Here is a 24,088-nt window from a genome sequence, read left to right on the forward strand (position 1 = left end):
CCACCATGACCTCCTCCCCCGCCAAAGGTCCAGAGATCATCACCATGGGCTGCCGCCTCAACATCGCGGAGAGCGAGGCGATCCGGGATATGGCGCAGGGGCAGGACGACCTGATCGTCGTCAACAGCTGCGCCGTGACCGCCGAAGCAGTGCGCCAGACCCGGCAGGCGATCCGCCGCGCAAGGCGGGAGCGCCCCGACGCCCGCATCCTCGTCACCGGCTGCGCGGCGCAAACCGAGCCGCAGACTTTCGCCGCCATGGCGGAGGTGGATGGCGTGATCGGCAATCGGGAGAAGATGGAGGCCGACAGCTACACCACCGTTCGTGTCGAGCGAAGTCGAGACACGACCAGCGCGACGCTTCTCGACTTCGCTCGAAGCGAACGAGAGGTTGTCCGCGTCTCCGACATCATGGCCGTGCGCGATACCGCGCCGCATATGGCGTCCGCCTTCGCCGACCATGCCCGCGCTTTTCTGGAAGTGCAGAATGGTTGCGACCATCGCTGCACCTTCTGCATCATTCCCTATGGCCGGGGGAACAGCCGCTCCGTGCCAGCCGGCGCCGTGGTGGAGAAGGCGAAGCAACTGGTCGACGCCGGCTACCGGGAAATCGTCCTGACCGGCGTCGACGTCACCAGCTACGGTCCCGACCTGCCCGGCAGTCCGTCGCTCGGCCTGCTGATCGAGCGCATATTGAAGGGCGTGCCCGACCTCCCCCGCCTGCGCCTCTCCTCGATCGACAGCGTGGAAATCGACGAGCGGTTGTTCGACCTGATCGCGCACGATCCGCGGATGATGCCGCATCTGCATCTGTCGCTTCAGGCGGGTGACGACATGATCCTGAAACGCATGAAGCGCCGTCACACCCGCGCCGACGCGATCCGCATCGTGGAAAAGTTGAAGGCGGCGCGCCCCGACATCAGCATCGGCGCCGACATCATCGCCGGCTTCCCGACCGAGGATGAGGCGATGTTCGCAAACAGCCTCGCGCTGGTGGACGAATGCGACATCGTACACGGCCATATCTTCCCCTATTCGCCCCGCACCGGCACGCCCGCCGCGCGGATGCCGCAGGTCGACCGCGCGACGATCAAGGCCCGCGCCGCGCGCCTGCGCGACGCCTGCTCCACCCGCCGCGACGGCTGGCTGCACAGCCTGATCGGCACCAGCCAATCGGTGCTGGTCGAGCGCAGCGGCCTCACAGGTCACGCCGAAAATTTCGCCCCGGTGCGCTTCGCATCGGCCAAGCCCCCCTCCTCCATCGTCCGCGCAATCATCACGGGCCTTGAGAATGACACTCTGATCGCGCAAGAGGCAGCATAATGACTGATACCGGCACCAGCTGGCGCGACCGCCTATTCGGCGGCCTCAAGCGCACGTCCGACAGGCTCGGCGACAATCTCACCGGCCTTTTCTCCAAGGCCGCGCTCGACGCACAGACCCTCGACGAGATCGAGGAGGCGCTGATCGTCTCCGACCTTGGCCCCGCCATGGCCGCGCGCGTGCGCGATCGCCTGGCCGAAGGGCGCTACAACAAGGAACTGACCGAGGACTATCTGCGCGAGATCATCGCGGAGGAGATCGAGAAGACCCTCGCCCCGGTCGCGCGCCCGCTGGAGATCGAGGCCTTTCCACGCCCGCAGGTGATCCTTGTGATCGGCGTCAACGGTTCGGGCAAGACCACGACCATCGCCAAGCTCGCCAATAATTTCCTGGAGCAGGATTATGGCGTGATGCTGGCGGCGGGCGACACGTTCCGTGCGGCGGCGATCGGCCAATTGAAGGTGTGGGCCGAGCGGCTGGGCATCCCCATCGTCGCGGGCAAGGAAGGCGGCGACGCGGCGGGCATCGTGTTCGACGCGGTCAAACAAGCCACGGAAACGGGCATCGACGTACTGATCGTCGACACCGCCGGGCGCCTCCACAACAAGACCGAACTGATGGACGAGCTGGCCAAGGTGCGCCGGGTGCTGGGCCGATTGAACCCCGCGGCCCCGCATGACGTTGTCCTCGTTCTGGACGCCACCACGGGACAGAATGCGTTGAACCAGATCGAAGTCTTCAAGGAAACCGCGCAGGTGACGGGGCTGGTCATGACCAAGCTGGACGGCACCGCGCGCGGCGGCGTGCTGGTCGCGGCGGCGGAGAAATATCGCCTGCCCATCCACGCCATCGGCGTGGGCGAGAAGATCGAGGATCTGCGCCCCTTCGATCCGGGCGACATGGCCAGGGCGATTGCGGGGACGGCTTATGCCCGCTGACGCCAAGCCGGCCGCAAAGCCCGCACATAATGGAACGCTAAGCCTGGCGCTCGATTTCGGGCCGCTGCTGGTCTTTTTCCTGACCTACAAGGGCGCGGGCTGGATCTGGGGGCCGGGCAATCCGATCACCGCCATGACCTTCGGCACCGCCGCCTTCATGATCTCGATCGTGGTCGCGGTCATCGTCTCCAAGGTTAAGCTGGGCCGAGTGTCGCCCATGCTCTGGCTGTCGGCTCTGCTGATCCTCTTCTTCGGCGGCCTCACCATCTATTTCCACGACCAGAGCTTCATTCAGCTCAAGCCCACCATCATCTACAGCTTCTTCGCGATGATGCTGTTCGCCGGGCTGCTGCGCGGCAAGCCACTGCTCAAATATCTGCTCCAGGCGGCCTATGACGGCCTGACCGAAACCGGCTGGATGAAATTGTCGCGCAACTGGGCCTTCTTCTTCGTCGCCATGGCGATCGCGAACGAGGTAATGCGTCGCACGATGACGTTCGACACCTGGCTGGCGGTCAAGGTCTGGGGCGTGACGATCGTGTCGGTCGTCTTCGCCGGCGCGAACATCCCGATGCTGATGCGCCATGGCCTGACTCTGGGCGATGGCCTAGACAGCGACGAGGTGGGCGAAACCACCCCGCCGCAGGGCTGAGACCCGAACCGAAGAAAATCAGGCGGCGCGGGCCTGCACGACCTCATCGATGATGATGTCGCGCAGATGGCCGTCGCGATCGGGCCAGAGGATCGAGGCCCCCACCCGCATCCCGATCAGCGCCGCGCCGACCGGTGTCAGGATGGAAATGCGCCCCAGCGCCACGTCGGCATGGCTGGGATAGACCAGCCGCACCCGTCGCGCCGTGCCATCCCGCGCATCGCGATAGGTGACGTCCGATCCCATGGCGACGACATCGTCGGGCAGTTCGCCCGGCGCGCAGAGGCTGGCGCGGCCGACTTCCTCCAGCAATAGCTGGCACACGTCCGGAAAGCGGTCTCGCGCCGCCCAGGCGAGATCGGAAATCATGTCCGCTTCGGGTTCGACAAGATGAATGGGCGGCACCGCCGCCCAGCTATGATGCAGGGTCATGGAGAAGGCTTCCTGATAGAGAGGTGCCGCCCGCATTGCGGGCGTCAGACATCAGCTAAGGTGCCCCGGACCCTGCCGGCGGCGCGCCTGTCAGGTCCGGGGCGGATCGCCCGCGAGAAGCTGGCCTCCGTGATGGCGGAAGCGCGAAAAGACTGTACCGCTCTGCACGGACCGATCCTGTGCGACGGGCGCTACCCTGTCAAGCAAAGCGCCTCTTACGGTCAGCTTTCGACACGAATTTCTGCGATCGTTTCGCAATAGGCACATATCTGTTTTCTTGGGCGTTGGGGCAGCATATGGGAAGCGGCGGAGGCGTCCACGCCCCGCCCGGACCATAGAATCAAACGGTCGCGCCAGCCTGCGCACGGCCGTCCCATAACGAACCCGAGGAGTTCCGCCATGGCCTTTGTTCTGCCCGACCTGCCCTATGCCAAGGATGCCTTCGGCGACATCCTGTCGGTCGAAACCTTCGATTTCCACCACGGCAAGCATCACAACGCCTATGTCGTGAAGGCCAATGAACTGGTCGCCGCCGACGCCTCGCTCCAGGGCAAGTCGCTGGTCGAGCTGATCAAGTCGGCCAAGGGCGGCCTGTTCAACCAGGTCGGCCAGATCTGGAACCACACATTCTACTGGCAGTCGCTCTCGCCGACCAAGACCGAGCCGACCGGCAAGCTGCTCGACCTCATCAACGAAGCCTTCGGTTCGGTCGACGCGCTGATCGAAAAGCTGAAGGCGGAAGCCGTCGGCCATTTCGCCAGCGGCTGGGCCGCGCTGATCCTGAAGGACGGCAAGCTGGAAGTGACCAGCTATCATGACGCCGACACCCCCGTCGCACATGAAGGCCATGCGCCGCTGTTGATCGTCGATGTGTGGGAACATGCCTATTATATCGACTATCGCAACCTGCGCCCCAGCTATGCCGACCGCATCCTCAAGGAAGCGATCAACTGGGACTTCGCTGCGCTGAACCTCGACGGCGAAGGCGCCAGCCGCGCCGACCAGCCGGCCTGATGACGGAACCGCTCCTGCACCGACGGTGCAGGAGCGGATGCCGCTCCAAAATGGAGCCGGTGCAATATTCCCTTAATTTTGTCGGCACATGATCGGCCTCCCATGGGAAAGGGCCAGACATGGATATAAGTGCGCTGCGCCGGCAGCATGATGAAATCGGCCTGACGGCCCGCCTGTTGCGACAGGCCATATCCGACGATCGCCTGCCCCGCAGCGTCGCCGCGCTTCGCTGGCAACTGGCACGCCAGCTGATGGCCCATCTGGCGCTTGAAGACGGCATCCTTTACCCTGCGCTGGAACGGTCCCTGAGCGGAGAGACGCGCGAGCGCGCCATTGCGCTGCGCAAGGATACCGGCGCGCTGGCAGATCGGTTCGCCATCTATCTCGCGACCTGGAGCGACGACCGTATCGCCGCCGAATGGCCCGCCTTCTGCAAAGAGACGCGGATTATCCTCGACACCCTGAATAGCAGGATAGAGCGCGAGAATCGTCTCCTCTATCCGCTGGCCGCGGCGGCAATGGATCGCAACCGGCCCGCTGCCCGCCGCGCCTGATCGGGGTCAGGCGGCTTCCAGTTGCGCCACGAACCGGTCGGTCGCGCGCTGCAACGCCTGCGCCGTGCGCGACAGACCTGTTGCCGCGCTCGACACCCGGTCGGACAGACTTTCCGTGCTGCGCGCCATGTCGGCGACCTGCTCCATCCGGTCCGCCATCACCGTCGCATCGCGTGCCGTGTCACGCGCGGACTGGCCGATCGCCGTCGTCGTATCGCGTTGCAGGCCCACCGCGCGCTGGATTTCCTGCGCCGTGCCAGCCAGTTGTTCCACAGCACCTGCGACGTCGGACAAGGCTTCCTGCGCCTGCCCCGCCCCCTGCTGCGCCGACAGGGCGAGCGACTGGATTTCTCCGGTCGCACTTGCTGCCTGCCCGGCAAGCTGCTTCACTTCCTGCGCGACCACGGCAAACCCGCGCCCGACATCGCCGGCACGCGCCGCCTCGATCGTCGCATTGAGCGCCAGCAAATTGGTCCGCCCGGCGATCTGCGTGATCGAATCGGCAAAGCTGGTAATCGATGCGGTTCGGCTCTGCATGTCGCGCATCGCCTGATGCCCTGCGCTCGATATGCGCTGCGCTTCTCCGCCCAGCATTGCCTGCTGGGTTGCCGCGGTCGCGATCGCCGTGATTGATTCGGACAATTGCTCGATCCGGTGCGCCAATTTTTCCGCACGACTGGACGATTGTTCGGCGGCCATGACCGTCTCGTCCGTGCCTGCGCTCGCCCGCCGCGCCACATCGTTCAGCGCGCGCGCCGACTCTTCCAGCTCGCCGGTCGCCGTGCTGACCGCGAGGACGACATCAGCGATCGACTGACGGAATGCCTGCACCAATCCCAATGTCTCGGTCCGCCGGTCTGCGGCGAGCCGCGCCCTTTCCAGCTCGCGCTCGGTACGCAGCGTCGTCTCGCGCTCGCTTGCATCGCGGCTCGACGCCATGGCGGATTCGGCGGCGGCACGTCCGGCTTCCGCTTCCTGCGCCAGCCGGGCAGCGCCACTCGCATGCCCGTCAAGCACCAGCAACAGCGCCCGCAACCGGGTCGTCAGATAGCAGAGTACGGCCGACTCCAGCACGACGGCGACGGCATGAATGGCAACGCGCTGCACATCGCCACCACCCAGAAAAACCCAGGACGGCACCAGAAAGGTCAGGGCGAGATGGTGAAGTGCCACCATGGCGCCCGCCAGCAGGATCGGTCGCCAATCATACAGCAGAGCCAATCCGGAAAGCGCGACGAAGAAAAACATGTGGCCGTCCATCTGCCAGCGATGGCCAGTCATCAGGAACAGGCCGAGGGCGGGCTGCACCGCCGCGAGCATGCCCACCGCCAGCCGCACGTCCAGATCCTGCCGCTGCCGCATGACCATGATCGTGGGCAGGGCATTGGCCAAGGCAGACATCATGAGAACCCGCCCGACATTGTCGAGCTGAAGCCCGAGTCCCATCAGGCCCAGCGTCGCGGTCCAGAGCCAGTTGCCCAGCATCAGGATACGCAGCCCATGTAAACGCAGGCTAGTAAGGCCGTTCATCGCGCTCATCAGACACTCTCACCACAACCGCCGGCACGGGCGGAAATCGCAATGACTCCCGCATGGAGCAATGGCGCGGCCAACCGCTCCCTTTCGCCTTCAACAAGCAGCGAACCTGCCCAAGGCCCCGCCGATACGAGGCGCGCGCCATGCATGATCGCCAACGACGCCAGACCGGTGCGGCTTTGCTCCGTCATCGGAACGAGCAGCATGCGACCGCTCACCGGCGGCACGGCATAAAGCGCAACCAGGCCGAATATCGACAGCCCGCAATGCGCGAGCAGGGGCAAGCGCCCTCGCAGGGAGGAAAGACATCTCATCCCCTCCATTATGGAGGAAGAGGGTAAGGATAGGATTAACGATCTTCGGTGATCGCCAGCCCCAGCCGTCCGGCCAGTTCATCCAGATCGACATCCGGCCGCACCAGCAGCCAGTCGCGGCTGTCCGCGCCGTTCACGACCGTGACCGCGCCCTTGGGACAAACGCCCAGACAATTCACCTCGATGATGCCGGCCGCCGCCTTGCGCCCTTTCCTGAGCGACAGATGCTTGCGCAGCGCCTTCCCCAACCGCTCGTCGCCGCGCGGCCCGAAGCCGCCATCCAGCTTTTTCGAGCATTTGCGGCACACCAACACGGCGTTCTGCCAGTTGGAGCGGACATGATCCTTAATCGTCCGCGCCCCTCGGCTTCCAGGTGCGCCGCTCCTCGGCCGCACGCAGCACTTCATAGGCGGCCTGGATCGCCTGGAACTGCACGGCCGCCTCCGCATCGCCCGGCTTCACGTCGGGATGATATTCCTTGGCCAGCCGCCGCCAGCTTTTCTTCACCGCCTCGAAACTGGCGTCATCTTCCAGTTCGAGCGCCTTGAGCGCATGAAGCTCGTCACGCGACCGGCTGCCGTCGCCCGGCCCGCCCCAGCCATGATAGGCGCTCGACTGGAAACCGCCAGCGTCACGGCGCTCGGCCTGTTCGCGCTGCGCCCGTTCCTCAGCGTCCAGTCCCTGAAAATAATCCCAGTTCCGGTTATATTCGGCCGCATGATCACTGCAAAAATACCAGCGGTCGCGGCTGTTGGGCGATTTGGGCGCAGGGCAATCACCCGGCTTGTCGCAGCCATAGCGATCGCACAGGCGCACCTGCTGCGCCTCGCGCGCTGAACCATAGCTGCGCCAGCGGGGAAAGCCCCAGTCATTGGATCGGCTCTGTCTTGCCATCGAACCAGAGTAGGGATTTGGTCGGCGAAACGCCACCCTGCCGCAGTGCAAAAACAGTGCAAAAAATGCCAGAGGGCCTGTAAGCCGGGTTCTGTCCACTCCGTTACGGAGATAGGCGACCATTCCTCTAGGGGACGGATTGCTCCGTTCCTCCAGCAACCAACCCGGGCGGTCTCGGCCGAAACATGCCTAGCAGCCTTGCGACTGCGCGCCGCCCCTATTCGGTCTTGCTTCCGGTGGGGTTTACCGTGCCGCCGCCCGTTGCCGGGGGCGCGGTGCGCTCTTACCGCACCCTTTCAATTTCGCGGGGTCGAAACCTTCGCGACCTGCTTTCTGTTGCACTGTCCCTTGGATCACTCCAGCCGGCCGTTAGCCGGCACCGTCATTTCGTGAAGCCCGGACTTTCCTCGCCGTGGAAGTTACCCGCCACGCCGCGGCCGCCCGGCCCTCTGGCGAGCAGGGCCTTAGACCGATTCTTGGCGCCAGTCACCCCCGTTCAGTCATCTCCCTGCGGCTTGGGCAGCAGCAAGGCGAGCAGGATGGCGCGGCATTCACCGTCGATGATCCCGTCGATCAATTCCGGCCGGAACCGCCGCTGGAAGGCGACAACCGCCGCATCCGGCTCGGCGATATCATAGCCGAACCGCTCCAGCGCCAGCATGAAGGCGCTGTCGGTCCAGAGCGGGTCCATCAGATTCCTGGTCGGCCGCGGCAACGCCAGCCGCAGCCGCGCCAACTGCCCCCAGGGAAAAAGCTCGCCCGGATCCTGTTTGCGCGCGGGCGCCACATCGCTGTGCCCGACGATATTGCCGCGCGTGATACGATGCCGCTGGACGATATCGTGGATCAGCGGGATCAGCGCATCCATCTGCGCCTCGGGGAACGGGCGATAGCCCCATTCATGCCCCGGATTGACGATTTCTATGCCGATGCTGGCGGAATTGATGTCGTCGGTGCCGCGCCAGTGCGACCGGCCAGCATGCCAGGCCCGCTTGGCCTCATCGACCATGCGGACGATCCGCCCGTCTTCGGTCACAACATAATGGGCCGACACCTTCGATTCCGGATTGGCGAGCCAATCGATGGCGCTCGCCGCATCGGGCATGCCCGTATAATGGAGCACCAGCATGGAAATCGGCGATTTGCGCTCGTCGAAATTGGGCGACGGCGTTTCGGTCATCGGGATATCGGTCATCGGGAAAGGCCAGTCACTTCCAGCAGCTCGATCATCACGCCCTTCCGGTTGCCTGTTCGCGCGGCAGCCTGTGGCAACCATGGCCGAGAGCGACGCAGCAATCAAGCATGGTTAAAGGCCTGAGGCGCCCGATAATCAGCCGACGCGGCGCACCCGGCCCACGGCATGGGCCGGCAAAGGCGCCTGCCGGGCGTAACCGCCGCGAAATTCCGGATGGGCAATGAAGTCGTCGCCCTGCCCGATCACCGTCTCCCCCGCTCCCAGCAGCAGCACCGACCGCGCATGGCTGTGCCGCGCCAGCAGCCCGAGCACGACCTGCCGCCGCTCCGGCGTGAAATAGAGCAGCACATTGCGGCAGAGCAGCAGATCATATTCGCCCGACGGCGCCGCAGGATCGAACAGATTGTCCTGACGGAAATCGATCATCCGCCGCAATTCCGGACTGGCCCGCCAGTCGTCGCCATGCGGTTCGAACCATTTGATGAGGTCGCCGATGGCCAGGCCGCGCTGCACGTCCATCTGGGAAAAGGCACCGGCGCGCGCCCGCTCGATCGCCGCGCTGGACACGTCCGTCGCCAATATCTCGATGCGCCAGCCATTCCAGCGCGCCCAATCGTTGCGCAGCTGGATGGCTATGGAATAGGCTTCCTGCCCCGTCGAGCAGCCCGCACTCCAGATGCGCAACGTGCGATCCTGCCGTTCATAATGGATATGGGGCAGTATCTGGCGGGACAGCATGTCGAAAATCTGGAGATCCCGGAAAAAGCTGCTCTCATTGTTGAGCAGCGCGTCGATCACCGCTTTCTCCAGATCGGCATCGCTTTTGCGCAGAAGGCGCGCGGCAAGGGCATCGATATCCGCCAACCCATGATCGCGCAGCACCGGACGCAGGGCGGTTTCCATGCGCCAGGCGCGCCCTTCGGACAGAGTCTGCCCCGTTCGCGCTTCGAGCATTCCGGAAAGAAGGCGGGCAGCGCCCTGGTTCAGACGGCCGGTCGGTGCAGCAGACATGTCGGCCATCACGCGCACACCTTCCCGCGCCGGCCGACGAAAGCCATCATCGCTGCCGGTTCCAGCAAGGCGCAGCTGAGGCCCGCGCCGACCACCGAACCGGGCATGCCCCAGACGACGCTGCTCGCTTCATTCTGGGCGACGATCCAGCCGCCCGCCGCCACGATGTCGCGCGCGCCTGCGGTGCCATCGCGTCCCATGCCGGTCAGCACGATCCCTGCCGCACCAGCGCCATATATCTCCGCCATGCTGGCGAACATCGGATCGACGCCCGGCAAATTGCCGGCCGGCGTGCGGTCGGGATTGAGCTGGACCATGACACGGCCATGCAGCCCCTTGCGCAGTTGCAGATTGGCGTCGCCAGGGGCGACATAGACCGTATCGGGCGCCAGAAGATCCCCCGTTTCCGCCACCTTCACCCGCAGGCTGGTCATGCGCGAAAGTTGCTGTGCGAAATAGACGGTGAAGCTGAGCGGCAGGTGCTGCGTCAGCAGGATGGGCACGCCCAGCGGCGCCGACAGCCCCTGGAAAAGCTGGCCCAGGGCATGGATGCCACCGGTCGACGCGCCGATGCCAAGACAGGCCAGCGGTTGCTCGACGGACGGGGCTGCAGGCGGCGCGGCCGGCCGCGATTGGGCCGCAATCGCCGATCCTCCATCGAACAGCCGGTTGAGCCGCTCGATCAGAGCCTGGGGAAACTGCTCGCCAAAGCTGCCGCTGCCCGGTTTCGACACGATATCGCTCGCACCGAGCGCCAGCGCCTCGATCGCCGCGGCGCTCCCCTCCTCGCATTTGCCGGACAGGATCGCGACCTTGACGCCCGCATTCGCCTGCAGGATCGCCGGCAGGGCGGCAAGCCCGCTCTGGCCCGGCAACTCGATGTCCAGCAGCACCAGGTCGACCACATTGTCCGCCAGATAGCTCAGCGCATGTTCGGCGCTGTTCGTCTTGTGGACGACAGCATAGCGCGGATCGGCGTTTAGAATGCGTTCGATGACAGTGCGCACGACGACCGAATCGTCGACGACAAGCGTACGAATCGGACGGGTTTCGTTGCTGGGACTGGTCATGATCGGCACGATGGCGGTCATCACGTCGCTTTCTGCACCAACAAGGGAAGGAAGGGTGAAACTCCCCGGATCAGGGTCGATGGCTCGGGCGGCTAGATGACCCCCACGATCGCCAGCTTGCTTTCCAGCGTTTCCCTGTCGAACGGCTTCATCACATATTCGTCGGCGCCGGCCTCGACCGCCGCCTTGATATGACTGATGCCATTTTCGGTGGTGCAGAAGATGATCTTGGGCCGCGCCTCCATCCGGGCGCTCGACAACGCCTGGAGAAACTCCATGCCGCTCATCACCGGCATGTTCCAGTCGAGCAGGACGACATCGGGCGGAGACGCTTCGCACTGGGTCAGGGCATCCTGCCCGTCCACAGCTTCGCTTACCGTCAGGTCGAGCGATTCGAGGATATGACGGGCCACCTTGCGGATGACCTTCGAATCGTCGACGACCAGGCAATTCTTCATGAAACGTCCTTTTGGATTATGCGCCCCGTGTGCACGAAGGTTAACCGGCAAAACGAAGGATTTGGTAAACGCGCGAAGAAATCATGCGGCTTGCGCGGCAGCACAGCCCTCGATGAAACCGGCCAGGGAGACGAGCAGCCAGGGATATCCCTCATGCTCCACGATGGCGCGGGCAAAGGGGGTCCAGGCGGCGTCAAGCTGTCCGCGCAGCGGCAATTCGCCTTCGGGCACATGGCAGATGTCCGTGACGCTATCGACCATGAGGCCGTAGCTGTGACCGCTGATGTCGGCGATGATCGCCAGTCCGCGCTGCTCGGCAGGGGTCGCCCGGCCATGCACGATCGCCGCCACGTCGATGATGGTCAGCACCCGACTGCGCAGCGCCGAAAGCCCTGCGACATGGGCGCCCATGCCGGGTACCGGCGAAATATCGGTCAGCCGGACCACCGCCTCGACCTCACCGGCTTCGACCGCGATCCGCGTACCCGCCAGCATCGCCAGAAGATAGAGTTTTTCCATGACCTTACCCCTGTCCTCCGGCGATCGCCGCCATCAGCGCATCCTGGTCGTAGCGATAGATGCTGCCATCCTGCGGCCCCGTCGCGCGGGGCGAGGCGCGTAGCTGCACGACCCGGCACCCCATGATCTCGGCCACCTGCGCCGCGTCCGAGCCGCTGCACAGCACCACGTCGCGCGGGTCCACCGCCGCATCGGCGGGCAATCCCAGCAACACGTCATGGCCCGCCTGCCGCAGCAGTGGCGCCAATATCTCGCGCGTCCAGCCATCCTCGCTGTCGGCGAGCAGGCAGCGACCGCGCGGCTGCTCGGCCATCGTCTCTTCGGGCAGGCCCGCGAACAGGGCGAAGGGGTTCAGCACTTCCAGATGCTCGCCCTCGATCACCGACACGCCGCTCACCACGCCGTGCATCGCCACCATGTCCGGCACCAGCGGCATCTCCACGATGTCCAGCACGGCCGCGACCGGATAGCAGGCCTCCCGATGGTCGTCGCGCAGGCGTAGTGCCGACACCTTGTCCCTGTCGAAACCCGCCTGGCCATTGGCGACCGGCACCAACCGCCCGTCCAGCCGCACGAAAGCGCGGCCGCCCGACCGGCCGAACAGCCGCGCGTCGATATCCTCGACCCGCTCGATCAGCGACAATTTCAGCAGGCGGCGCTCGCCCGTCAATTCCTCGAAGCGCAACGCCGCGACCATCTCAACCCGCGCCTGCGCATCGGCCTGGTCTTCCTGCTGTTGCGCGCGGTCGTCAATGATGTTGGGCAGGCGCGCGGCGTTCGCCAGGCCCGCCGCATCCAGCAGCAGCATCGGCCTGCCATTGTCGGGCAGGGTCATGCCGGCATAGACGCCGCTCGCCATCACCAGCGGGGAGGCAGGCCGGATCACCAGTTCCTCATGATTGTCGACCGCCGCCACGCCCATGGCGAAGGGCACGCCGGTGGCCGAGCGCACCACCATGATCGCGCGCGGGCCGACCTGCGCCGGCCTGTCCATGCCCAGCACGTCCTCCAGCGCGATCATCGAATGGCGCACGCCGCGGATCGTCGCGATCTGCGCGCCGCCGACCTCGCTGATCTGGAGCATGTCATTATTGTCGTGCAGGATTTCCACGACGGCCGAGCGCGGGATAGCGAAATGCTGCCCGCCCGCGCGCACGATCAGGCCCGGAATGATGGTCAGCGTCAGCGGCACCCGCAGCGTAATGCACAATCCCTGCCCCGGCTGATTGTCGAGCGCGATGAGGCCGCCGATCCGCTCCACATTGGCGCGGACGACATCCATGCCCACGCCACGGCCGGAAATGGCGGTCACTTGCTGCGCGGTCGACAGCCCCGCCTGGAAGATCAGGTCCAGCCGGTCCTGCTCGCTCATCCGGGCGGCCGCGTCGGGCGTCAACCGCCCCGCGGCAATCGCCTTCTCGACCAGTCGCGCCGTGTCGATGCCCGCGCCGTCGTCGGCAATGGCGATGACGATCTGGTTGCCCGACTGCCGCGCCTCAACCCGCAGCCTGCCGGCCTCCGGCTTGCCCTTCGCGCGACGCCTGTCCGGCGTCTCGATGCCATGGTCGATGCTGTTGCGCACGATATGGGTGAGCGGGTCGACGACCATCTCCACCATCTCGCGGTCCATCTCGACATCCCCGCCCTCCAGGGTCAGGTCGATGCGCTTGCCCAAGTCGCGGCCGAGGTCGCGCACCATGCGCGGGATCGCGGCGAACAGGCGATCGACGCGCTGCATCCGCGTCTTGGAAATCACGTCGCGCATGTCCGCCACACAGGCCGACAGCCGCTCGAACACCGTGTCCAGTTCCGGATCGGCGGAACGTTCGCGCAGCTTGCGCGACAATTCGTTGCGCGCCAGCACCATGTCCGACACGCCGTTCATCAACTGGTCGATCAGGCTGAGCGGCAGGCGGATGGTGCGCGGCGCGGCGTGGCTTGCCTGCCGTGCGACCGCCGCCGTCACCGCTCCCGCTTCCGCCATGGCCCCTTCGGACTGCACCATGGCATCGGCCGGGGCGCTGAGCGCTGCGATCAGATAATCATCATTTTCGTGCGGCAAGGCGGCGCCCATGGCCACCGCTTCGGTCAGTTCGCCGATTCGATCCATCAAGCCCAACACGGCGTTGACGGTGGCCGGGTCCGCTTGCCGGTTGCCGGCGCGAATCTCCGACAGGACATCTTCGGCGGCATGACTCAGCCGCTCGAAACGCGGGAGGTTCAGGAAGCCGCAACTCCCCTTGACCGTATGGAAGAAGCGGAAAATCGCATCCAGCCGGTCGCGATCGGACGGATCGGCTTCCCATGCCACGACCTCCCCGGCGAGCGCTTCCAGCGTCTCCTGGGTCTCGGATATGAATTCCTGTAGTAGTTCGTCCATTCCCAGTCGGCCCCACGGATGCGCGCAACCGCACCATGGCGGGACGTGGTTAAGGGGCCGTTAAAGCCGCGACAGGCCGTAAAAAGGGGCACCGCGATGAAATCGCAGCGCCCCTTTTTCTGGTTCAACGCATGAACCGCTCTTGCTTATTTTTCCTTCTTTTCGACGGCCTCGCCCGCCTTCTGGCCTGCCTCGCGTGTAGCATCGGCCTTGTTTTCCAGCGCGTCGGCAGCATTTTCAGCCGCATTTTCCGCATTGCCGGTCAGATTATCAGCCATGGCTTCCATGTTATCAGCCTGGTTGTCGAGCTTATCCGCCTGATTCTCGTATGCGTTCTCGACCTTGTTTTCCTGCTTGGAATCACACGCAGCAAGCGCGACCATGCTGGCAAGGCCAAGGACAGTGACGAAGGTTTTCACGGCGTTTTCTCCTGTTGCGCCCCCTACGGGCTGACGTCGTCTCACAAGGTCTGGCCGCCAAAACGACCAGTTAACCCTGACGCCCAACAACTGGCCGCGCAGGGGATGGTTCCGATCGCAAGCTCGTTTCGTCGTAAAAACGACTATTTTTTCAGGGAATCCCGGATTTCGCGCAGCAAAATTACCTCTTCCGGCGTCGGCGCAGGCGCCGCAGCTTCCGGCTCGGGCTTGGCGGTCAGCTTGTTCACCAGCTTGACCAGCAGGAAGATGATGAAGGCCAGGATCAGGAAGTTGACCAGCACCGTCAGGAACTCGCCCCAACCGAACATGGCGACGCCCGCGCCCTTCAGATCGGCATAGCTTTCGGGATTGCCCTTGAACCCGGCAGGCAGGTCGCCCAGCCGGATAAAATAGCCCGAAAAGTCGGCCCCGCCGAAGAGATAGCCGACCACCGGCATGATCAGATCGTCGGTCAGCGACTTGGTGATGGTGGCAAAGGCGCCACCGATGATCACGCCGACGGCAAGGTCCATGACGTTGCCGCGGTTGATGAAAGTCTTGAATTCGGAAATCAGCCCCATGGTGTAAGCCCCTTATACCATCTGCGATAATGACTGCATGGCCCGTTGCGCCGTCGGGGGCAACGTCCTATTTCAGCGGCGAAACAATGCCGAGGATGTTCCATGACGCTTCTGCGCCGCTACTCCACCCTGCTTCTTCCCCTGTTCGGGGCGCTCGCCCTGTCCGCCTGCGGCATCAACAGCGTGCCCACCGCCGAGGAAGAGGCCAAGGCCAAATGGGCCGATGTCCAGGCACAATATCAGCGCCGCGCCAATCTGACCGGCAATCTCGTCGCCACGGTCAAGGCGGCGGGCAAGCAGGAACAGGCGACACTGACCGCCGTGACCGAAGCCCGCGCCAAAGCGACGTCGATCCAGGTCAATGCCGAGGATCTGTCCGATCCCGCCAAGGTCGCGCAGTTCCAGGCGGCGCAGGCGCAGCTCAGCCAGGGCCTTGGCCGCCTGCTCGCCTCGGTCGAGGCCTATCCCGACCTCAAGACCAACGAGAATTTCCTGCAACTCCAGTCGCAACTGGAAGGCACGGAAAACCGCATCGCCGTCGCCATCCGCGACTATAATGGCGCGGTGCAGGCCTATAATACCCGCATCCGCACCTTCCCCGACGCGATCGGCGCGAAGTTGATCCACGGCGCCAAGCCCATGGCCCCGTTCCAGGCGACCACGCCGGGCGCCGAAGAAGCGCCGAAGGTCGACTTCGGCAACTGACGCGGTGCCCATCGCCTCCCCTGTGCCGACGGACCATCCTCCCGCCCCGTTCGGCCTGAGCCTGTCGACGGCCTGCACTTTCCCCATCGGAAGGCGCGGGCCGACCGGGCCGGGGCGGCTTATCATTCCTGTCCTGCTCCTGATCCTCGTGCTGCTGGCCTTCGCGCCGGCGGCGTGGGCGCAGAGTTTTCCGAAATATAATGACAGCGGCGTGGTCGATGCGGCGAACCTGCTCGATCCGGCGCAGGAACAGGCGCTCAGCCAGAAACTGATCGAGCAGAAGAAGGCGAGCGGCCGGTCGCTGGTCGTGGCGACCATTCCCGACCTTCAGGGCTATGAGATCGCCGACTATGGCTATCGCCTCGGCCGGAACTGGAAGATCGGCGACAAGGACAGCAATGGCGCGCTGCTCATCATCGCGCCCAATGATCGGAAGATACGGATCGAGGTCGGCTATGGCCTCGAAGGCATACTGACCGACGCCCTGTCCTCCCAGATCGTACGCAGGGACATCGCGCCGCGCTTCAAGGCCGGCGACATGGCGGGCGGCATCAATGCCGGCGTGGACCAGATCACCTCGCTGCTCGCGCTGCCCCCGGATCAGGCGCGGCAGCGCGCGGCGGCGGCCGAAGCCGACGCCCGACAGCAGGATGACGGTGGCGGCGCGATCATCGGCTTCTGGGTGATCTTGTTCATCATCTTCTTCGTGGCCCTGCCGCTGTTGTCGCGTGCACGCGGCGGCAAGCGCTATCGGCGTGGCGGCGGCGTCCCGCCCGTCATCATCTGGGGACCGGGCACCGGCGGTTCCGGCTGGGGCTCGGGTGGCGGCTGGGGTGGCGGATCGGGCTGGGGCGGCGGCGGCGACAGTGGCGGCGGCTTTTCCGGTGGCGGCGATTTTGGCGGCGGCGGCGCGTCGGGGGACTGGTGATGCAGCTTCATCTTACAAAAGCGGACCATGACCTCGTTTCCACCGCCGTAGGGGAGGCGGAGGCCCATACCTCCGGCGAGATCGTCACCATCGTGGCGCGCCGGTCCGACAGCTATCATGATGTCGGCCTCAGCTGGGCGGCGGCGGCGGTGTTCATCGCCCTCGCCCTGATGACCGCCTTCCCCACGCAGCTGCGCGCTTTCCTCTCGATGCTGCTGCTCGACTGGGAGCATGAGCTGGCCGACTGGAAGCTGCTGATGGGGCTGCTCGGCCTCCTCATCCTCAAATTCCTGGTCGTGCGCTATCTGCTGGCGATCATGCCGCTACGCATGCTCATGACCCCGCGCGCGACCAAGGCGCGGCGGGTGCGGCGGCGCGCCATCCTGCTGTTCCGCACTGCCGCCGAAGCACGCACGCGCGGACGCACCGGCGTCCTCATCTACCTCTCGCTCGACGAACATCGCGCCGAGATCGTCGCCGACCGCGCGATCAACGGGAAGGTCGCGCCCGAAGCCTGGGGCGAGGCGATGGCCGCGCTGATCGCCGCGATCCGTGCCGACCATGCGGGCGAAGGCCTTGCCGCAGCGGTGGGGCAGGTAGGGAAGGTGCTGGCCGCCCATTTCCCGCGCGCCGACGATGACATCAACGAACTCCCCGACAGGCTGATCGAATTATGACCGACCCCGACCGGACCGCTCCCGAAGAAATGATGTGGGAGGGCCGCTTCATCACCGCCAAAAGACGCGGGAAATGGGAATATGTCGGCCGCGCGCGCGGCATCCACGCCGCGGTCATCCTGGCGATCGACGAGGCCGCGGACGGCCGCCACGTCCTGCTCGTCGATCAATATCGCGTGCCGCTCGGCCGCCGCTGCATCGAACTGCCCGCCGGCCTCGTCGGCGATCATGACGAGGGCGAGGACGCCAGCCTCGCCGCCGCCCGCGAGCTTGAGGAGGAGACGGGCTATCATCCCGCCCGGCTCGAATCGCTGGGACAATATTACAGCTCGCCGGGCATGGTGTCGGAAAGCTTCACCCTGTTCCGCGCCCATGATCTGGTGAAGACGGGCGAGGGCGGTGGCGTGGAGGGCGAGGACATCCATGTCCATCGTGTGCCGCTCGCCACCCTGCCCGACCAGATCGCCGCCTGGCGGGCGGAAGGCTATGCTATGGACGTGAAGCTGTTGCTGCTGCTTGGCGCGGGGATGATCGCGTAGGAAAAGCGTCGCGTCGCGCGAATGAGGGGGAGATGGGCTTGGTCAAGGCACCCGATACCAGCCCGCCACCCGGTCGAGCGCCAGCGTCAGCACCAGCTTGCCCGCACGAGTCGGCCAACCCAGCGCCTTTTCCGCTGCAGCCAACCCCTCGCCCGCGCAGGCCACGCGCCAGAGAATATCGGCCAGCCCCGGCCCCGCCGCACCGATCGCGCCGTCGAAGCGCTCCTTTGCAGATAATTGCGCCATTGTCGGATCAGGCCACCCACCAGCGCCACGCCGTCCGCCTTCTCGGGGCGCGGCATCCCAGCGCATCGTCACCCGCGCGCCTAGCCCGGCCTTTTCCCAGTCTGCCCGCAACATGTCGCCGGCGAGATAATGGCGCTCGCTCAAATGGCCACGCGCATGCAGCCAGGCGAGCGGCGATTCGCCGAGATGCACCGTCACCAGCTGCTGCCGGCCATCCGGCCCTTCGACCAATTGTTCGACATGGTTCGTCACGCTCACCTCCATCCAAAAGAATCAGGATCATGGGACTTGCCATGCCGGATAATCTGTAGGAAAGAGAAAACCAAATAGGTTATAAGCGAGGATGGCATGATTACCCGCATCCGCGAGGTCCGCAAGGCGAAGGGATTGACCCTGGAGCAGGTCGGCGCCCTGTGCGATCCGCCCACCACAGCCCAGACGATCGGGCGACTGGAAACCGGAACCCGCACCGTCTCGGTCAAATGGCTGAACCGAATCGCGCTGGCCCTGGGCGTCACCAGCGCCGAACTGGTCGCCCTGCCCGGCCAGAGCGAGATTCCCGTCGCGGCGCTGCTCGGCCCCGATGGCGCGCGTGCGCCGACCCGCGCCCTGACCTTTCCGCCGCCGATCGCCTCGGACGGCATGGTCGGCGTGCATGTCGGCGCCAGCATCGGCGACTATCGCGCGGGCGACGCCATCTGGTGCCGCCGCATCGCGCCGGAGGACTATGGCAGCGCGCTCAATCGCGACATATTGCTGCCCCGCCCCGCCGGCCGCTTCCTGTTTGGCCGCCTGATCGGGCGCGAAGGCGACCGGTTGCAGATGCTGCCACTGGGGTCCGGCACCCGCCAGCTGGTGCTGACCGACCCGCCCTGGGCCGCCGTTGCCGAGCAACTCGTCCGACGACTCTAGTGGTCCGATTCTGACATTCGATACCGCTTGAGGCCATGTCGCACAAGAATGTCAGAATCTGTTCGGACCACTAGAAATATTTGATTTTAGAGGATTTTACGATTTTGACATTTGCAGGCCCATCCCAACCGCCAGGGGATGCAAATGTCAAAATCAATCCACTAGCCATTCTGCCGCTCTGCGCTTAACCATGCGTCAAAGCTGTGCATTCAAAGAGGGACCATGACACTCAACGTCCTCATGCTGTCGACCCTCTTCCCCGACATCAGCCGGCCCAATTTCGGCGTGTTCGTGGAACGGCAGGCGCGCGAACTTGCGAGCCGCGCGGAAACCGACGTCACCGTGATCGCGCCGGTCGGCCTGCCGCCATGGCCGCTGTCCCATGCCGGCCGCTATGCCCCGCTGCGCGCGCTGCCGCGCAAGGAACGTTGGCGCGAACTGACCGTCTATCGCCCGACCTTCCCGATCATTCCCAAATTCGGCGGCCGCACCAATGTCGGCGCCATGACCCGCGCGATCCTGCCGCTCATCAGGCGGCTCCATACGGAAAAGCCGTTCGACGTCATCGACGCCAGCTTCTTCTTCCCCGATGGCCCGGTGGCCCAGCGCCTGTCGAAGGCGCTGGGCATCCCCTATTCCGTCAAGGCGCGCGGCGCCGACATCCATCATTGGGGCACGCAGGGCGGCACGCGCAAGATGGTGCGCAAGGCCGCCGACGATGCGGCTGGCCTCCTCGCCGTGTCGGATGCGATGCGCCGGTCGATGGGGCGCATGGGCATCGATACCGACAAGATCCGCGTCCATTATACCGGCGTCGACCTGGACACGTTCGAGATTACCGACCGCGCGGCAGCCAAGGCCGCGCTCGACTTCAACGGTCCGGTGGTGCTCAGCGTCGGCGCGCTGATCCCGCGTAAGGGACAGGATCTGCTGGTACGGGCGCTACCGCAATTGCCCGACGTCACGCTGCTGCTGGCGGGTCAGGGGCAATATCGGCGGACGCTGGAGAATCTGGCGCAGGAACTGGGCGTCGAGCGGCGCATCGGCTTCCTCGGCTCCGTCCCCCATCACAAGCTGCCGCGCATCTTCGCTGCGGCCGATGTCATGGCGCTCCCGTCCGAATCGGAAGGGCTGGCCAATGCTTGGGTCGAATCGCTCGCCTGCGGCACGCCGATCGTCATCAGCGACGTCGGCGGTGCCCGCGAACTGCTCGACCGGCCGGAAGCGGGCCGGATCGTCGAGCGCGACCCTGATGCGATCGCCGCCGCCATCCGCGCCATATTGGACGATCCTCCAGCTCAGGCGGCAGTGCGCGAAACGGCGCTGCGCTTCACCTGGCAGGCCAATGGCGACGCCCTGCTCGACCATCTTCAGAACATCGCGGCATCGGGCTGATTCGCGACCGGCAGCAATCGGGCGCGTCCGTCCGGCATCGGGAACCGCCCTTCGTCGAACGGCACCTCGCCCCAGCGCCACGGCGTCAGTTCGGCATAGGCAGGATTGGAAATCGGCGCATGGCGCTTGAGGTTCAATAGGCGCGCGCCGTCATTCTGATAGGCGGTCAGCCGCACATGCTCGCGATAGATGTCGGCCGCCCATTCATAATGGAACGCATCGCCCCACCCCATCGCCTGCGCCACCCTGGTCAGCATCCACCAGTCGGGCCGCGCCTCGCCGGGCAAGTCCCGCAGCCGACGCTGGCGGCTGACGAGCCGGTCCATTCCGGTGAGCGTCCCATCCTTCTCGATCCAGGCGGCCGAGGGCAGCAGGCAGGTCCAGCCCGCTCCATCCGATTCCAACCGATCGGTCGCGCGAATCGAGAGCGGCACCAAGGCGCGCGCCTCCCGCAGCCAGGGCGTCGCTTCCTCATCCGCCCCGATGCTCCACAAAGCCTTGATCCGGCCGTCGCGCATCGCTTCCAGCAGCCCAGCCCCGTCCAGCCCCGGCGCCATCGCCATGCGCCGGGCGCCCCAGAAACGTCCGGTCCGGGCCAGCGCCTCGGCATCGAAGCCCATATGCGCGGCCAGGCTGTCAGCCATGCAACCCACCTCGCGCGCGCCCATGCCATTGGCCCCGCCGCCGATCAGAAACGGGGCCGCGCCCGGTCGGCCGATACGCCCTGTCGCGAGATGGAGGTTCAGCACCGCTGCTGCTTTCCCGCCGCCGGCCAGCGTAACCGCCTGCGCGTCAACCGCCCATGTCTCGTAAAAAGCGCGAATCGACCCCGGCGGCAGGCCGCAGGCGCGCGCCACCGACCAGACGTCATGGCCCTGCCGCAGGCCATCCCAATAGCCCATCGGCACGGCAACATGCCGCTTCAGCCAAAGCGAATCGACCAGGCCCATATCGTGACAATGGAGCAGCAGCCCGCCCAGCAAGCGCCCCATGCCGCCGGGCGCGACCGGCAGATGCAGGTCCGCCTCGATTGCGTCAGCCTCACCCGGCGACGCAAGATGGATCAGCCGCGCACCATTCGACCGCGCCGCCTGCACCCGATCCATCAGCACCGGATGATCGCGCCCGATCGCACCCCCGACCAGCAGGATCGCGCCGGCCCGATCGATATCCTCGAACGCGGCGGGCATGACATCCTCGCCAAAGGCGGCGCGCTGCAATCGCGCAGTGTCGCCCAGCCAAGGCGCATGGATATGAGCCGAGCCGAAAAAGCCCTTCATCAGCTTGTTGGCGACATAATAATCCTCGGTCAGCAATCTGCCACCGACATGCAGCGCAATACTGCCGGGACCATGGCGCTTCAGGATGGCCGTCAATCGCCGCGCAATCTGCGCGATCACCCGGTCCCAGCCCTGCCGCCGCCCCTCCATCACCGGGTGCGACAGCCGCCCTTCAAGCCCCGCGCTGTCCTCCAGTTCGATCGCCCGCGCGCACAGCAATCCGCCATTGGCGGGATGGGTCGCGTCGCCTTCGATCCGCAATTGCCGGCTCTTGTCGGTCAGCACGCGCAGGCCGCAGCCCATGGCGCATTGCCCGCACTGGCTTCGCACGATCGCCATAGTCAGCGCGGTTTCCAGGTGCGATCGGTCATGGCTTCCGCCCTAGCGGATCGAAGCCAAGGACAAAAGCGGCGCTTGCCTGCGCCGTTCGACCGGCGCAAACAACCGGCATGATGACGCTGCTGCTTCGCGCCCTGGCGCTGCTCACCCTGCTCGGCTCCTCCATGGCGCAGGCTGCGCCAGGCGATCATGGACCGCTGCTGCTGGCGGCGGCGAGCATGCAGGAGGCGATGAACAGCGCCGCCGACGCCTGGGCGGCGCGCGGCCACCCCCGCCCGGTCCTGTCCTTTGCCGGTTCCTCCGCCCTTGCCCGACAGATCAAGGCCGGGGCGCCCGCCGACCTGTTCCTGTCCGCGGATGAGGAATGGATGGACGATGTCGAGCGGGCCGGACTGGTGGCGCGCGGTACGCGGGCCAACCTCGCCGGCAACCGGCTGGTGCTGGTCCGCCCCGCCGACAAGCCGGTCGCCTTGCGGATCGGGCGCGGCATGCCGATCGCCCGCGCGCTGGGCGACGGACGCCTGGCCATGGCCGATCCGGACAGCGTTCCCGCGGGAAAATATGGCAAGGCGGCCCTCAGCGCGCTGGGCGTCTGGCCGCAGGTGGAGACCAAGGTCGCCCGCGTTGACAATGTCCGCGCCGCCCTTGCGCTGGTCGAACGCGGCGCCACGCCGCTCGGCATCGTCTATGCGACCGACGCGCGCGCCAGCAAAAGCGTGGCCGTGGTCGGCGCCTTCCCGATCGGAAGCCATGCACCGATCCGCTATCCGATCGCCCGTCTGACCGCCAGCCGGCACAAGGATGCCGAAGCCTTTCGCCGCTTCCTGCTGTCCTCGACCGGCCGGTCGATCCTGGCGCGCTATGGGTTCAGCGCGCCCTGATTCTCATTTCTGGCAGGCGACGATCGCCGCGATGACCGACAGCGTTTCCTCGGGATCGCGCACCTTCACCGTATCCAGCCCCAGTTCCTTGGCCGGATAATCGTTGCCGCCCGGGAAAATGGCGTCGCCGATGAACATCATCGCATCGAGCGCGATCCCGCTCGCGTCGCGCAGCTTCTTGAGACCATAGGCCTTGTCGACGCCCTCGCGGGTGATGTCGATGGAGGTTGCGCCACCCATGTTGATCGACAGACCGGGCAGGCGGTCTCGCAGGTCCGCCTGAATAATCTTGCGCTTGGCAAAGTCGGGATCCCAGCCTTCCTTGGCATGGATCGGCGCCTGCTGGCCGAGTGCGGAGAAGGTGATCTGGCTGCCGCGGTCCTCGATCCGTTCGCCCCAGGTCTGTTCCGGCACGAAGCCGGTCGCTTCCAGCGATGCGTCGAACGCCTCCAGGATCGCCCCCTTCTGCCCGTCGTCGAACAGTTCGGCATAGACCGGCTTCCAGCCGCCATCGCGCCAGGTGAAGAGCTTGGTGCCGGTCGTCGGCATCAGCCACAGCCGCGTCACGTCCGCGCGCGCAGGCAGGCGGCTCGCCACCTGCTTGTCGAACTGCGGCCAGTCTCCGCCCGAAATCACCGCGACATGCGCGACGTCCAGCAGGTCGGCCAGCGCCTCGCCCATCGCCTCGCCCAAGGGCTGCTTGCTTTCGGCCAGCGTTCCGTCGAGGTCGAAGGCAATCAATTCTTTCATGCACCTGTCCAGTCAGATGAAGTTGACAAATAAGAGTGGCTGCGACCCTCGGATCGCCGGGCGCTACACCATCGCTCCGGTTTTTTCCAGTCAGCCGGATCACATGATCGCATCGAAAATGTGACAAACCAAAGACATGGCATACTC

The 24,088-nt window shown here is 65.6% G+C and carries 28 protein-coding genes and 1 other RNA gene; 12 read left to right on the plus strand and 17 right to left on the minus strand.

Annotated elements, in window-relative coordinates; genetic code table 11:
• The first annotated feature begins 5 nt into the window (after positions 1-5).
• From mtaB to ispZ, 3 genes are read left to right on the plus strand one after another with little or no spacing between them, the layout of a single operon-like run.
• Positions 6-1,322 carry a tRNA (N(6)-L-threonylcarbamoyladenosine(37)-C(2))-methylthiotransferase MtaB gene (mtaB, locus tag DM806_RS07370; protein ID WP_179042571.1) on the plus strand — a complete coding sequence of 439 codons (1,317 nt, stop codon included), beginning with the start codon at positions 6-8 and terminating at the stop codon, positions 1,320-1,322.
• Positions 1,322-2,260 (plus strand): signal recognition particle-docking protein FtsY, encoded by a 939-nt coding sequence (gene ftsY / locus DM806_RS07375; RefSeq protein ID WP_179042572.1) that lies wholly within the window; start codon positions 1,322-1,324, stop codon positions 2,258-2,260. Before mtaB ends, ftsY begins: the two co-directional genes overlap by 1 nt.
• Positions 2,250-2,912 carry a septation protein IspZ gene (gene ispZ / locus DM806_RS07380; RefSeq protein ID WP_179042573.1) on the plus strand — a complete coding sequence of 221 codons (663 nt, stop codon included), beginning with the start codon at positions 2,250-2,252 and terminating at the stop codon, positions 2,910-2,912. Before ftsY ends, ispZ begins: the two co-directional genes overlap by 11 nt.
• Positions 2,913-2,930: 18 nt before the next feature.
• On the opposite strand, the gene rnk is transcribed toward ispZ, so the two are convergent.
• Entirely contained in the window at positions 2,931-3,344 is a 414-nt protein-coding gene (rnk, locus tag DM806_RS07385) for a nucleoside diphosphate kinase regulator (RefSeq protein ID WP_179042619.1), read from the minus strand.
• Positions 3,345-3,743: 399 nt separating this feature from the next.
• Here rnk and DM806_RS07390 point away from each other — a divergent pair, with 399 nt between their 5' ends.
• Positions 3,744-4,358: a superoxide dismutase gene (locus DM806_RS07390; protein WP_179042574.1), complete on the plus strand. Its 615-nt coding sequence runs from the start codon at positions 3,744-3,746 to the stop codon at positions 4,356-4,358.
• A gap of 119 nt (positions 4,359-4,477) precedes the next feature.
• Positions 4,478-4,912: a hemerythrin domain-containing protein gene (locus DM806_RS07395; RefSeq protein ID WP_179042575.1), complete on the plus strand. Its 435-nt coding sequence runs from the start codon at positions 4,478-4,480 to the stop codon at positions 4,910-4,912.
• Positions 4,913-4,918: 6 nt separating this feature from the next.
• On the opposite strand, the gene DM806_RS07400 is transcribed toward DM806_RS07395, so the two are convergent.
• The 13 genes from DM806_RS07400 to mscL form a co-directional block, all read right to left on the minus strand.
• Entirely contained in the window at positions 4,919-6,451 is a 1,533-nt protein-coding gene (locus DM806_RS07400; RefSeq protein WP_179042576.1) for a methyl-accepting chemotaxis protein, read from the minus strand.
• Positions 6,451-6,732: a hypothetical protein gene (locus tag DM806_RS07405; RefSeq protein WP_256869154.1), complete on the minus strand. Its 282-nt coding sequence runs from the start codon at positions 6,730-6,732 to the stop codon at positions 6,451-6,453. The genes DM806_RS07400 and DM806_RS07405 overlap by 1 nt, the downstream gene beginning before the upstream one ends.
• A 65-nt stretch (positions 6,733-6,797) precedes the next feature.
• Positions 6,798-7,169, minus strand: coding sequence for a (2Fe-2S) ferredoxin domain-containing protein (locus tag DM806_RS07410; RefSeq protein ID WP_218647394.1), 372 nt, complete (start codon positions 7,167-7,169; stop codon positions 6,798-6,800).
• Positions 7,108-7,656 carry a J domain-containing protein gene (locus DM806_RS07415; protein ID WP_179042578.1) on the minus strand — a complete coding sequence of 183 codons (549 nt, stop codon included), beginning with the start codon at positions 7,654-7,656 and terminating at the stop codon, positions 7,108-7,110. Before DM806_RS07415 ends, DM806_RS07410 begins: the two co-directional genes overlap by 62 nt.
• A 64-nt stretch (positions 7,657-7,720) precedes the next feature.
• Positions 7,721-8,109, minus strand: an RNA gene (gene rnpB / locus DM806_RS07420) — RNase P RNA component class A.
• Positions 8,110-8,152: 43 nt separating this feature from the next.
• Positions 8,153-8,851: an N-acetylmuramoyl-L-alanine amidase gene (locus DM806_RS07425; RefSeq protein ID WP_179042579.1), complete on the minus strand. Its 699-nt coding sequence runs from the start codon at positions 8,849-8,851 to the stop codon at positions 8,153-8,155.
• Positions 8,852-8,986: 135 nt separating this feature from the next.
• Complete coding sequence (locus tag DM806_RS07430; RefSeq protein WP_372859356.1) at positions 8,987-9,871, minus strand: CheR family methyltransferase; 885 nt, start codon at positions 9,869-9,871, stop codon at positions 8,987-8,989.
• Positions 9,871-10,953, minus strand: a complete 1,083-nt coding sequence (locus DM806_RS07435) for a chemotaxis protein CheB (protein ID WP_179042580.1) — start codon at positions 10,951-10,953, stop codon at positions 9,871-9,873. The genes DM806_RS07430 and DM806_RS07435 overlap by 1 nt, the downstream gene beginning before the upstream one ends.
• A gap of 71 nt (positions 10,954-11,024) precedes the next feature.
• Positions 11,025-11,390, minus strand: coding sequence for a response regulator (locus DM806_RS07440; RefSeq protein ID WP_179042581.1), 366 nt, complete (start codon positions 11,388-11,390; stop codon positions 11,025-11,027).
• An 81-nt stretch (positions 11,391-11,471) separates the two neighbouring features.
• A complete protein-coding gene (locus DM806_RS07445; protein ID WP_179042582.1) occupies positions 11,472-11,909 on the minus strand; it encodes a chemotaxis protein CheW in 438 nt (145 codons plus the stop codon).
• Between the two features lie 4 nt (positions 11,910-11,913).
• A complete protein-coding gene (locus DM806_RS07450; RefSeq protein WP_179042583.1) occupies positions 11,914-14,289 on the minus strand; it encodes a chemotaxis protein CheA in 2,376 nt (791 codons plus the stop codon).
• Between the two features lie 146 nt (positions 14,290-14,435).
• Positions 14,436-14,708 carry a hypothetical protein gene (locus DM806_RS07455; protein ID WP_179042584.1) on the minus strand — a complete coding sequence of 91 codons (273 nt, stop codon included), beginning with the start codon at positions 14,706-14,708 and terminating at the stop codon, positions 14,436-14,438.
• A 143-nt stretch (positions 14,709-14,851) separates the two neighbouring features.
• Positions 14,852-15,289, minus strand: coding sequence for a large conductance mechanosensitive channel protein MscL (gene mscL / locus DM806_RS07460; RefSeq protein WP_179042585.1), 438 nt, complete (start codon positions 15,287-15,289; stop codon positions 14,852-14,854).
• A gap of 102 nt (positions 15,290-15,391) precedes the next feature.
• On the opposite strand from mscL, the gene DM806_RS07465 reads away from it, so the two are divergent.
• From DM806_RS07465 to DM806_RS07480, 4 genes are all read left to right on the plus strand, one after another.
• Positions 15,392-15,994 (plus strand): LemA family protein, encoded by a 603-nt coding sequence (locus DM806_RS07465; protein ID WP_179042586.1) that lies wholly within the window; start codon positions 15,392-15,394, stop codon positions 15,992-15,994.
• Positions 15,995-16,115: 121 nt separating this feature from the next.
• Positions 16,116-16,922, plus strand: a complete 807-nt coding sequence (locus DM806_RS07470) for a TPM domain-containing protein (RefSeq protein WP_179042622.1) — start codon at positions 16,116-16,118, stop codon at positions 16,920-16,922.
• Entirely contained in the window at positions 16,922-17,599 is a 678-nt protein-coding gene (locus tag DM806_RS07475; RefSeq protein WP_179042587.1) for a TPM domain-containing protein, read from the plus strand. Before DM806_RS07470 ends, DM806_RS07475 begins: the two co-directional genes overlap by 1 nt.
• On the plus strand, positions 17,596-18,138 hold the full coding sequence (locus tag DM806_RS07480) for an NUDIX hydrolase (RefSeq protein WP_179042588.1): 543 nt from the start codon (positions 17,596-17,598) through the stop codon (positions 18,136-18,138). Before DM806_RS07475 ends, DM806_RS07480 begins: the two co-directional genes overlap by 4 nt.
• Positions 18,139-18,180: 42 nt before the next feature.
• On the opposite strand, the gene DM806_RS07485 is transcribed toward DM806_RS07480, so the two are convergent.
• Positions 18,181-18,648, minus strand: coding sequence for a DUF6456 domain-containing protein (locus tag DM806_RS07485; protein WP_179042589.1), 468 nt, complete (start codon positions 18,646-18,648; stop codon positions 18,181-18,183).
• A gap of 84 nt (positions 18,649-18,732) precedes the next feature.
• On the opposite strand from DM806_RS07485, the gene DM806_RS07490 reads away from it, so the two are divergent.
• Positions 18,733-19,296 carry a helix-turn-helix domain-containing protein gene (locus DM806_RS07490; RefSeq protein WP_179042590.1) on the plus strand — a complete coding sequence of 188 codons (564 nt, stop codon included), beginning with the start codon at positions 18,733-18,735 and terminating at the stop codon, positions 19,294-19,296.
• A 222-nt stretch (positions 19,297-19,518) separates the two neighbouring features.
• Positions 19,519-20,691 (plus strand): glycosyltransferase, encoded by a 1,173-nt coding sequence (locus DM806_RS07495; protein WP_179042591.1) that lies wholly within the window; start codon positions 19,519-19,521, stop codon positions 20,689-20,691.
• Here DM806_RS07495 and DM806_RS07500 read toward each other — a convergent pair.
• On the minus strand, positions 20,667-22,310 hold the full coding sequence (locus tag DM806_RS07500; protein ID WP_179042592.1) for a molybdopterin oxidoreductase family protein: 1,644 nt from the start codon (positions 22,308-22,310) through the stop codon (positions 20,667-20,669). The genes DM806_RS07495 and DM806_RS07500 overlap by 25 nt on opposite strands.
• A gap of 110 nt (positions 22,311-22,420) precedes the next feature.
• Here DM806_RS07500 and modA point away from each other — a divergent pair, with 110 nt between their 5' ends.
• Positions 22,421-23,191 carry a molybdate ABC transporter substrate-binding protein gene (gene modA, locus DM806_RS07505; RefSeq protein ID WP_179042593.1) on the plus strand — a complete coding sequence of 257 codons (771 nt, stop codon included), beginning with the start codon at positions 22,421-22,423 and terminating at the stop codon, positions 23,189-23,191.
• 3 nt (positions 23,192-23,194) lie between these two features.
• Here the strand turns inward: modA and DM806_RS07510 are convergent, their stop codons facing one another.
• Complete coding sequence (locus DM806_RS07510) at positions 23,195-23,941, minus strand: HAD-IIB family hydrolase (RefSeq protein ID WP_179042594.1); 747 nt, start codon at positions 23,939-23,941, stop codon at positions 23,195-23,197.
• Positions 23,942-24,088 lie beyond the last annotated feature (147 nt).

It is taken from the genome of Sphingobium lactosutens (assembly GCF_013393185.1).
Classification (GTDB): Bacteria; Pseudomonadota; Alphaproteobacteria; order Sphingomonadales; family Sphingomonadaceae; genus Sphingobium; species Sphingobium lactosutens_A.

Coding starts and splice junctions, on each gene's coding strand:
- ftsY (WP_179042572.1), top strand. CDS start 1,322: ATGACTGATACCGGCACCAGCTGGCGCGACCGCCTATTCGGCGGCCTC.
- DM806_RS07395 (WP_179042575.1), top strand. CDS start 4,478: ATGGATATAAGTGCGCTGCGCCGGCAGCATGATGAAATCGGCCTGACG.
- DM806_RS07390 (WP_179042574.1), top strand. CDS start 3,744: ATGGCCTTTGTTCTGCCCGACCTGCCCTATGCCAAGGATGCCTTCGGC.
- DM806_RS07425 (WP_179042579.1), bottom strand. CDS start 8,851: ATGACCGATATCCCGATGACCGAAACGCCGTCGCCCAATTTCGACGAG.
- DM806_RS07450 (WP_179042583.1), bottom strand. CDS start 14,289: ATGGACGAACTACTACAGGAATTCATATCCGAGACCCAGGAGACGCTG.
- DM806_RS07465 (WP_179042586.1), top strand. CDS start 15,392: ATGACGCTTCTGCGCCGCTACTCCACCCTGCTTCTTCCCCTGTTCGGG.
- modA (WP_179042593.1), top strand. CDS start 22,421: ATGATGACGCTGCTGCTTCGCGCCCTGGCGCTGCTCACCCTGCTCGGC.
- DM806_RS07510 (WP_179042594.1), bottom strand. CDS start 23,941: ATGAAAGAATTGATTGCCTTCGACCTCGACGGAACGCTGGCCGAAAGC.
- rnk (WP_179042619.1), bottom strand. CDS start 3,344: ATGACCCTGCATCATAGCTGGGCGGCGGTGCCGCCCATTCATCTTGTC.
- DM806_RS07480 (WP_179042588.1), top strand. CDS start 17,596: ATGACCGACCCCGACCGGACCGCTCCCGAAGAAATGATGTGGGAGGGC.
- mtaB (WP_179042571.1), top strand. CDS start 6: ATGACCTCCTCCCCCGCCAAAGGTCCAGAGATCATCACCATGGGCTGC.
- DM806_RS07495 (WP_179042591.1), top strand. CDS start 19,519: ATGACACTCAACGTCCTCATGCTGTCGACCCTCTTCCCCGACATCAGC.
- DM806_RS07435 (WP_179042580.1), bottom strand. CDS start 10,953: ATGACCGCCATCGTGCCGATCATGACCAGTCCCAGCAACGAAACCCGT.
- DM806_RS07430 (WP_372859356.1), bottom strand. CDS start 9,871: ATGGCCGACATGTCTGCTGCACCGACCGGCCGTCTGAACCAGGGCGCT.
- mscL (WP_179042585.1), bottom strand. CDS start 15,289: ATGGGGCTGATTTCCGAATTCAAGACTTTCATCAACCGCGGCAACGTC.
- DM806_RS07475 (WP_179042587.1), top strand. CDS start 16,922: ATGCAGCTTCATCTTACAAAAGCGGACCATGACCTCGTTTCCACCGCC.
- DM806_RS07415 (WP_179042578.1), bottom strand. CDS start 7,656: ATGGCAAGACAGAGCCGATCCAATGACTGGGGCTTTCCCCGCTGGCGC.
- DM806_RS07410 (WP_218647394.1), bottom strand. CDS start 7,169: ATGAAGTGCTGCGTGCGGCCGAGGAGCGGCGCACCTGGAAGCCGAGGG.
- DM806_RS07500 (WP_179042592.1), bottom strand. CDS start 22,310: ATGGCGATCGTGCGAAGCCAGTGCGGGCAATGCGCCATGGGCTGCGGC.
- DM806_RS07490 (WP_179042590.1), top strand. CDS start 18,733: ATGATTACCCGCATCCGCGAGGTCCGCAAGGCGAAGGGATTGACCCTG.
- DM806_RS07440 (WP_179042581.1), bottom strand. CDS start 11,390: ATGAAGAATTGCCTGGTCGTCGACGATTCGAAGGTCATCCGCAAGGTG.
- ispZ (WP_179042573.1), top strand. CDS start 2,250: ATGCCCGCTGACGCCAAGCCGGCCGCAAAGCCCGCACATAATGGAACG.
- DM806_RS07400 (WP_179042576.1), bottom strand. CDS start 6,451: ATGAGCGCGATGAACGGCCTTACTAGCCTGCGTTTACATGGGCTGCGT.
- DM806_RS07445 (WP_179042582.1), bottom strand. CDS start 11,909: ATGGAAAAACTCTATCTTCTGGCGATGCTGGCGGGTACGCGGATCGCG.
- DM806_RS07485 (WP_179042589.1), bottom strand. CDS start 18,648: ATGGAGGTGAGCGTGACGAACCATGTCGAACAATTGGTCGAAGGGCCG.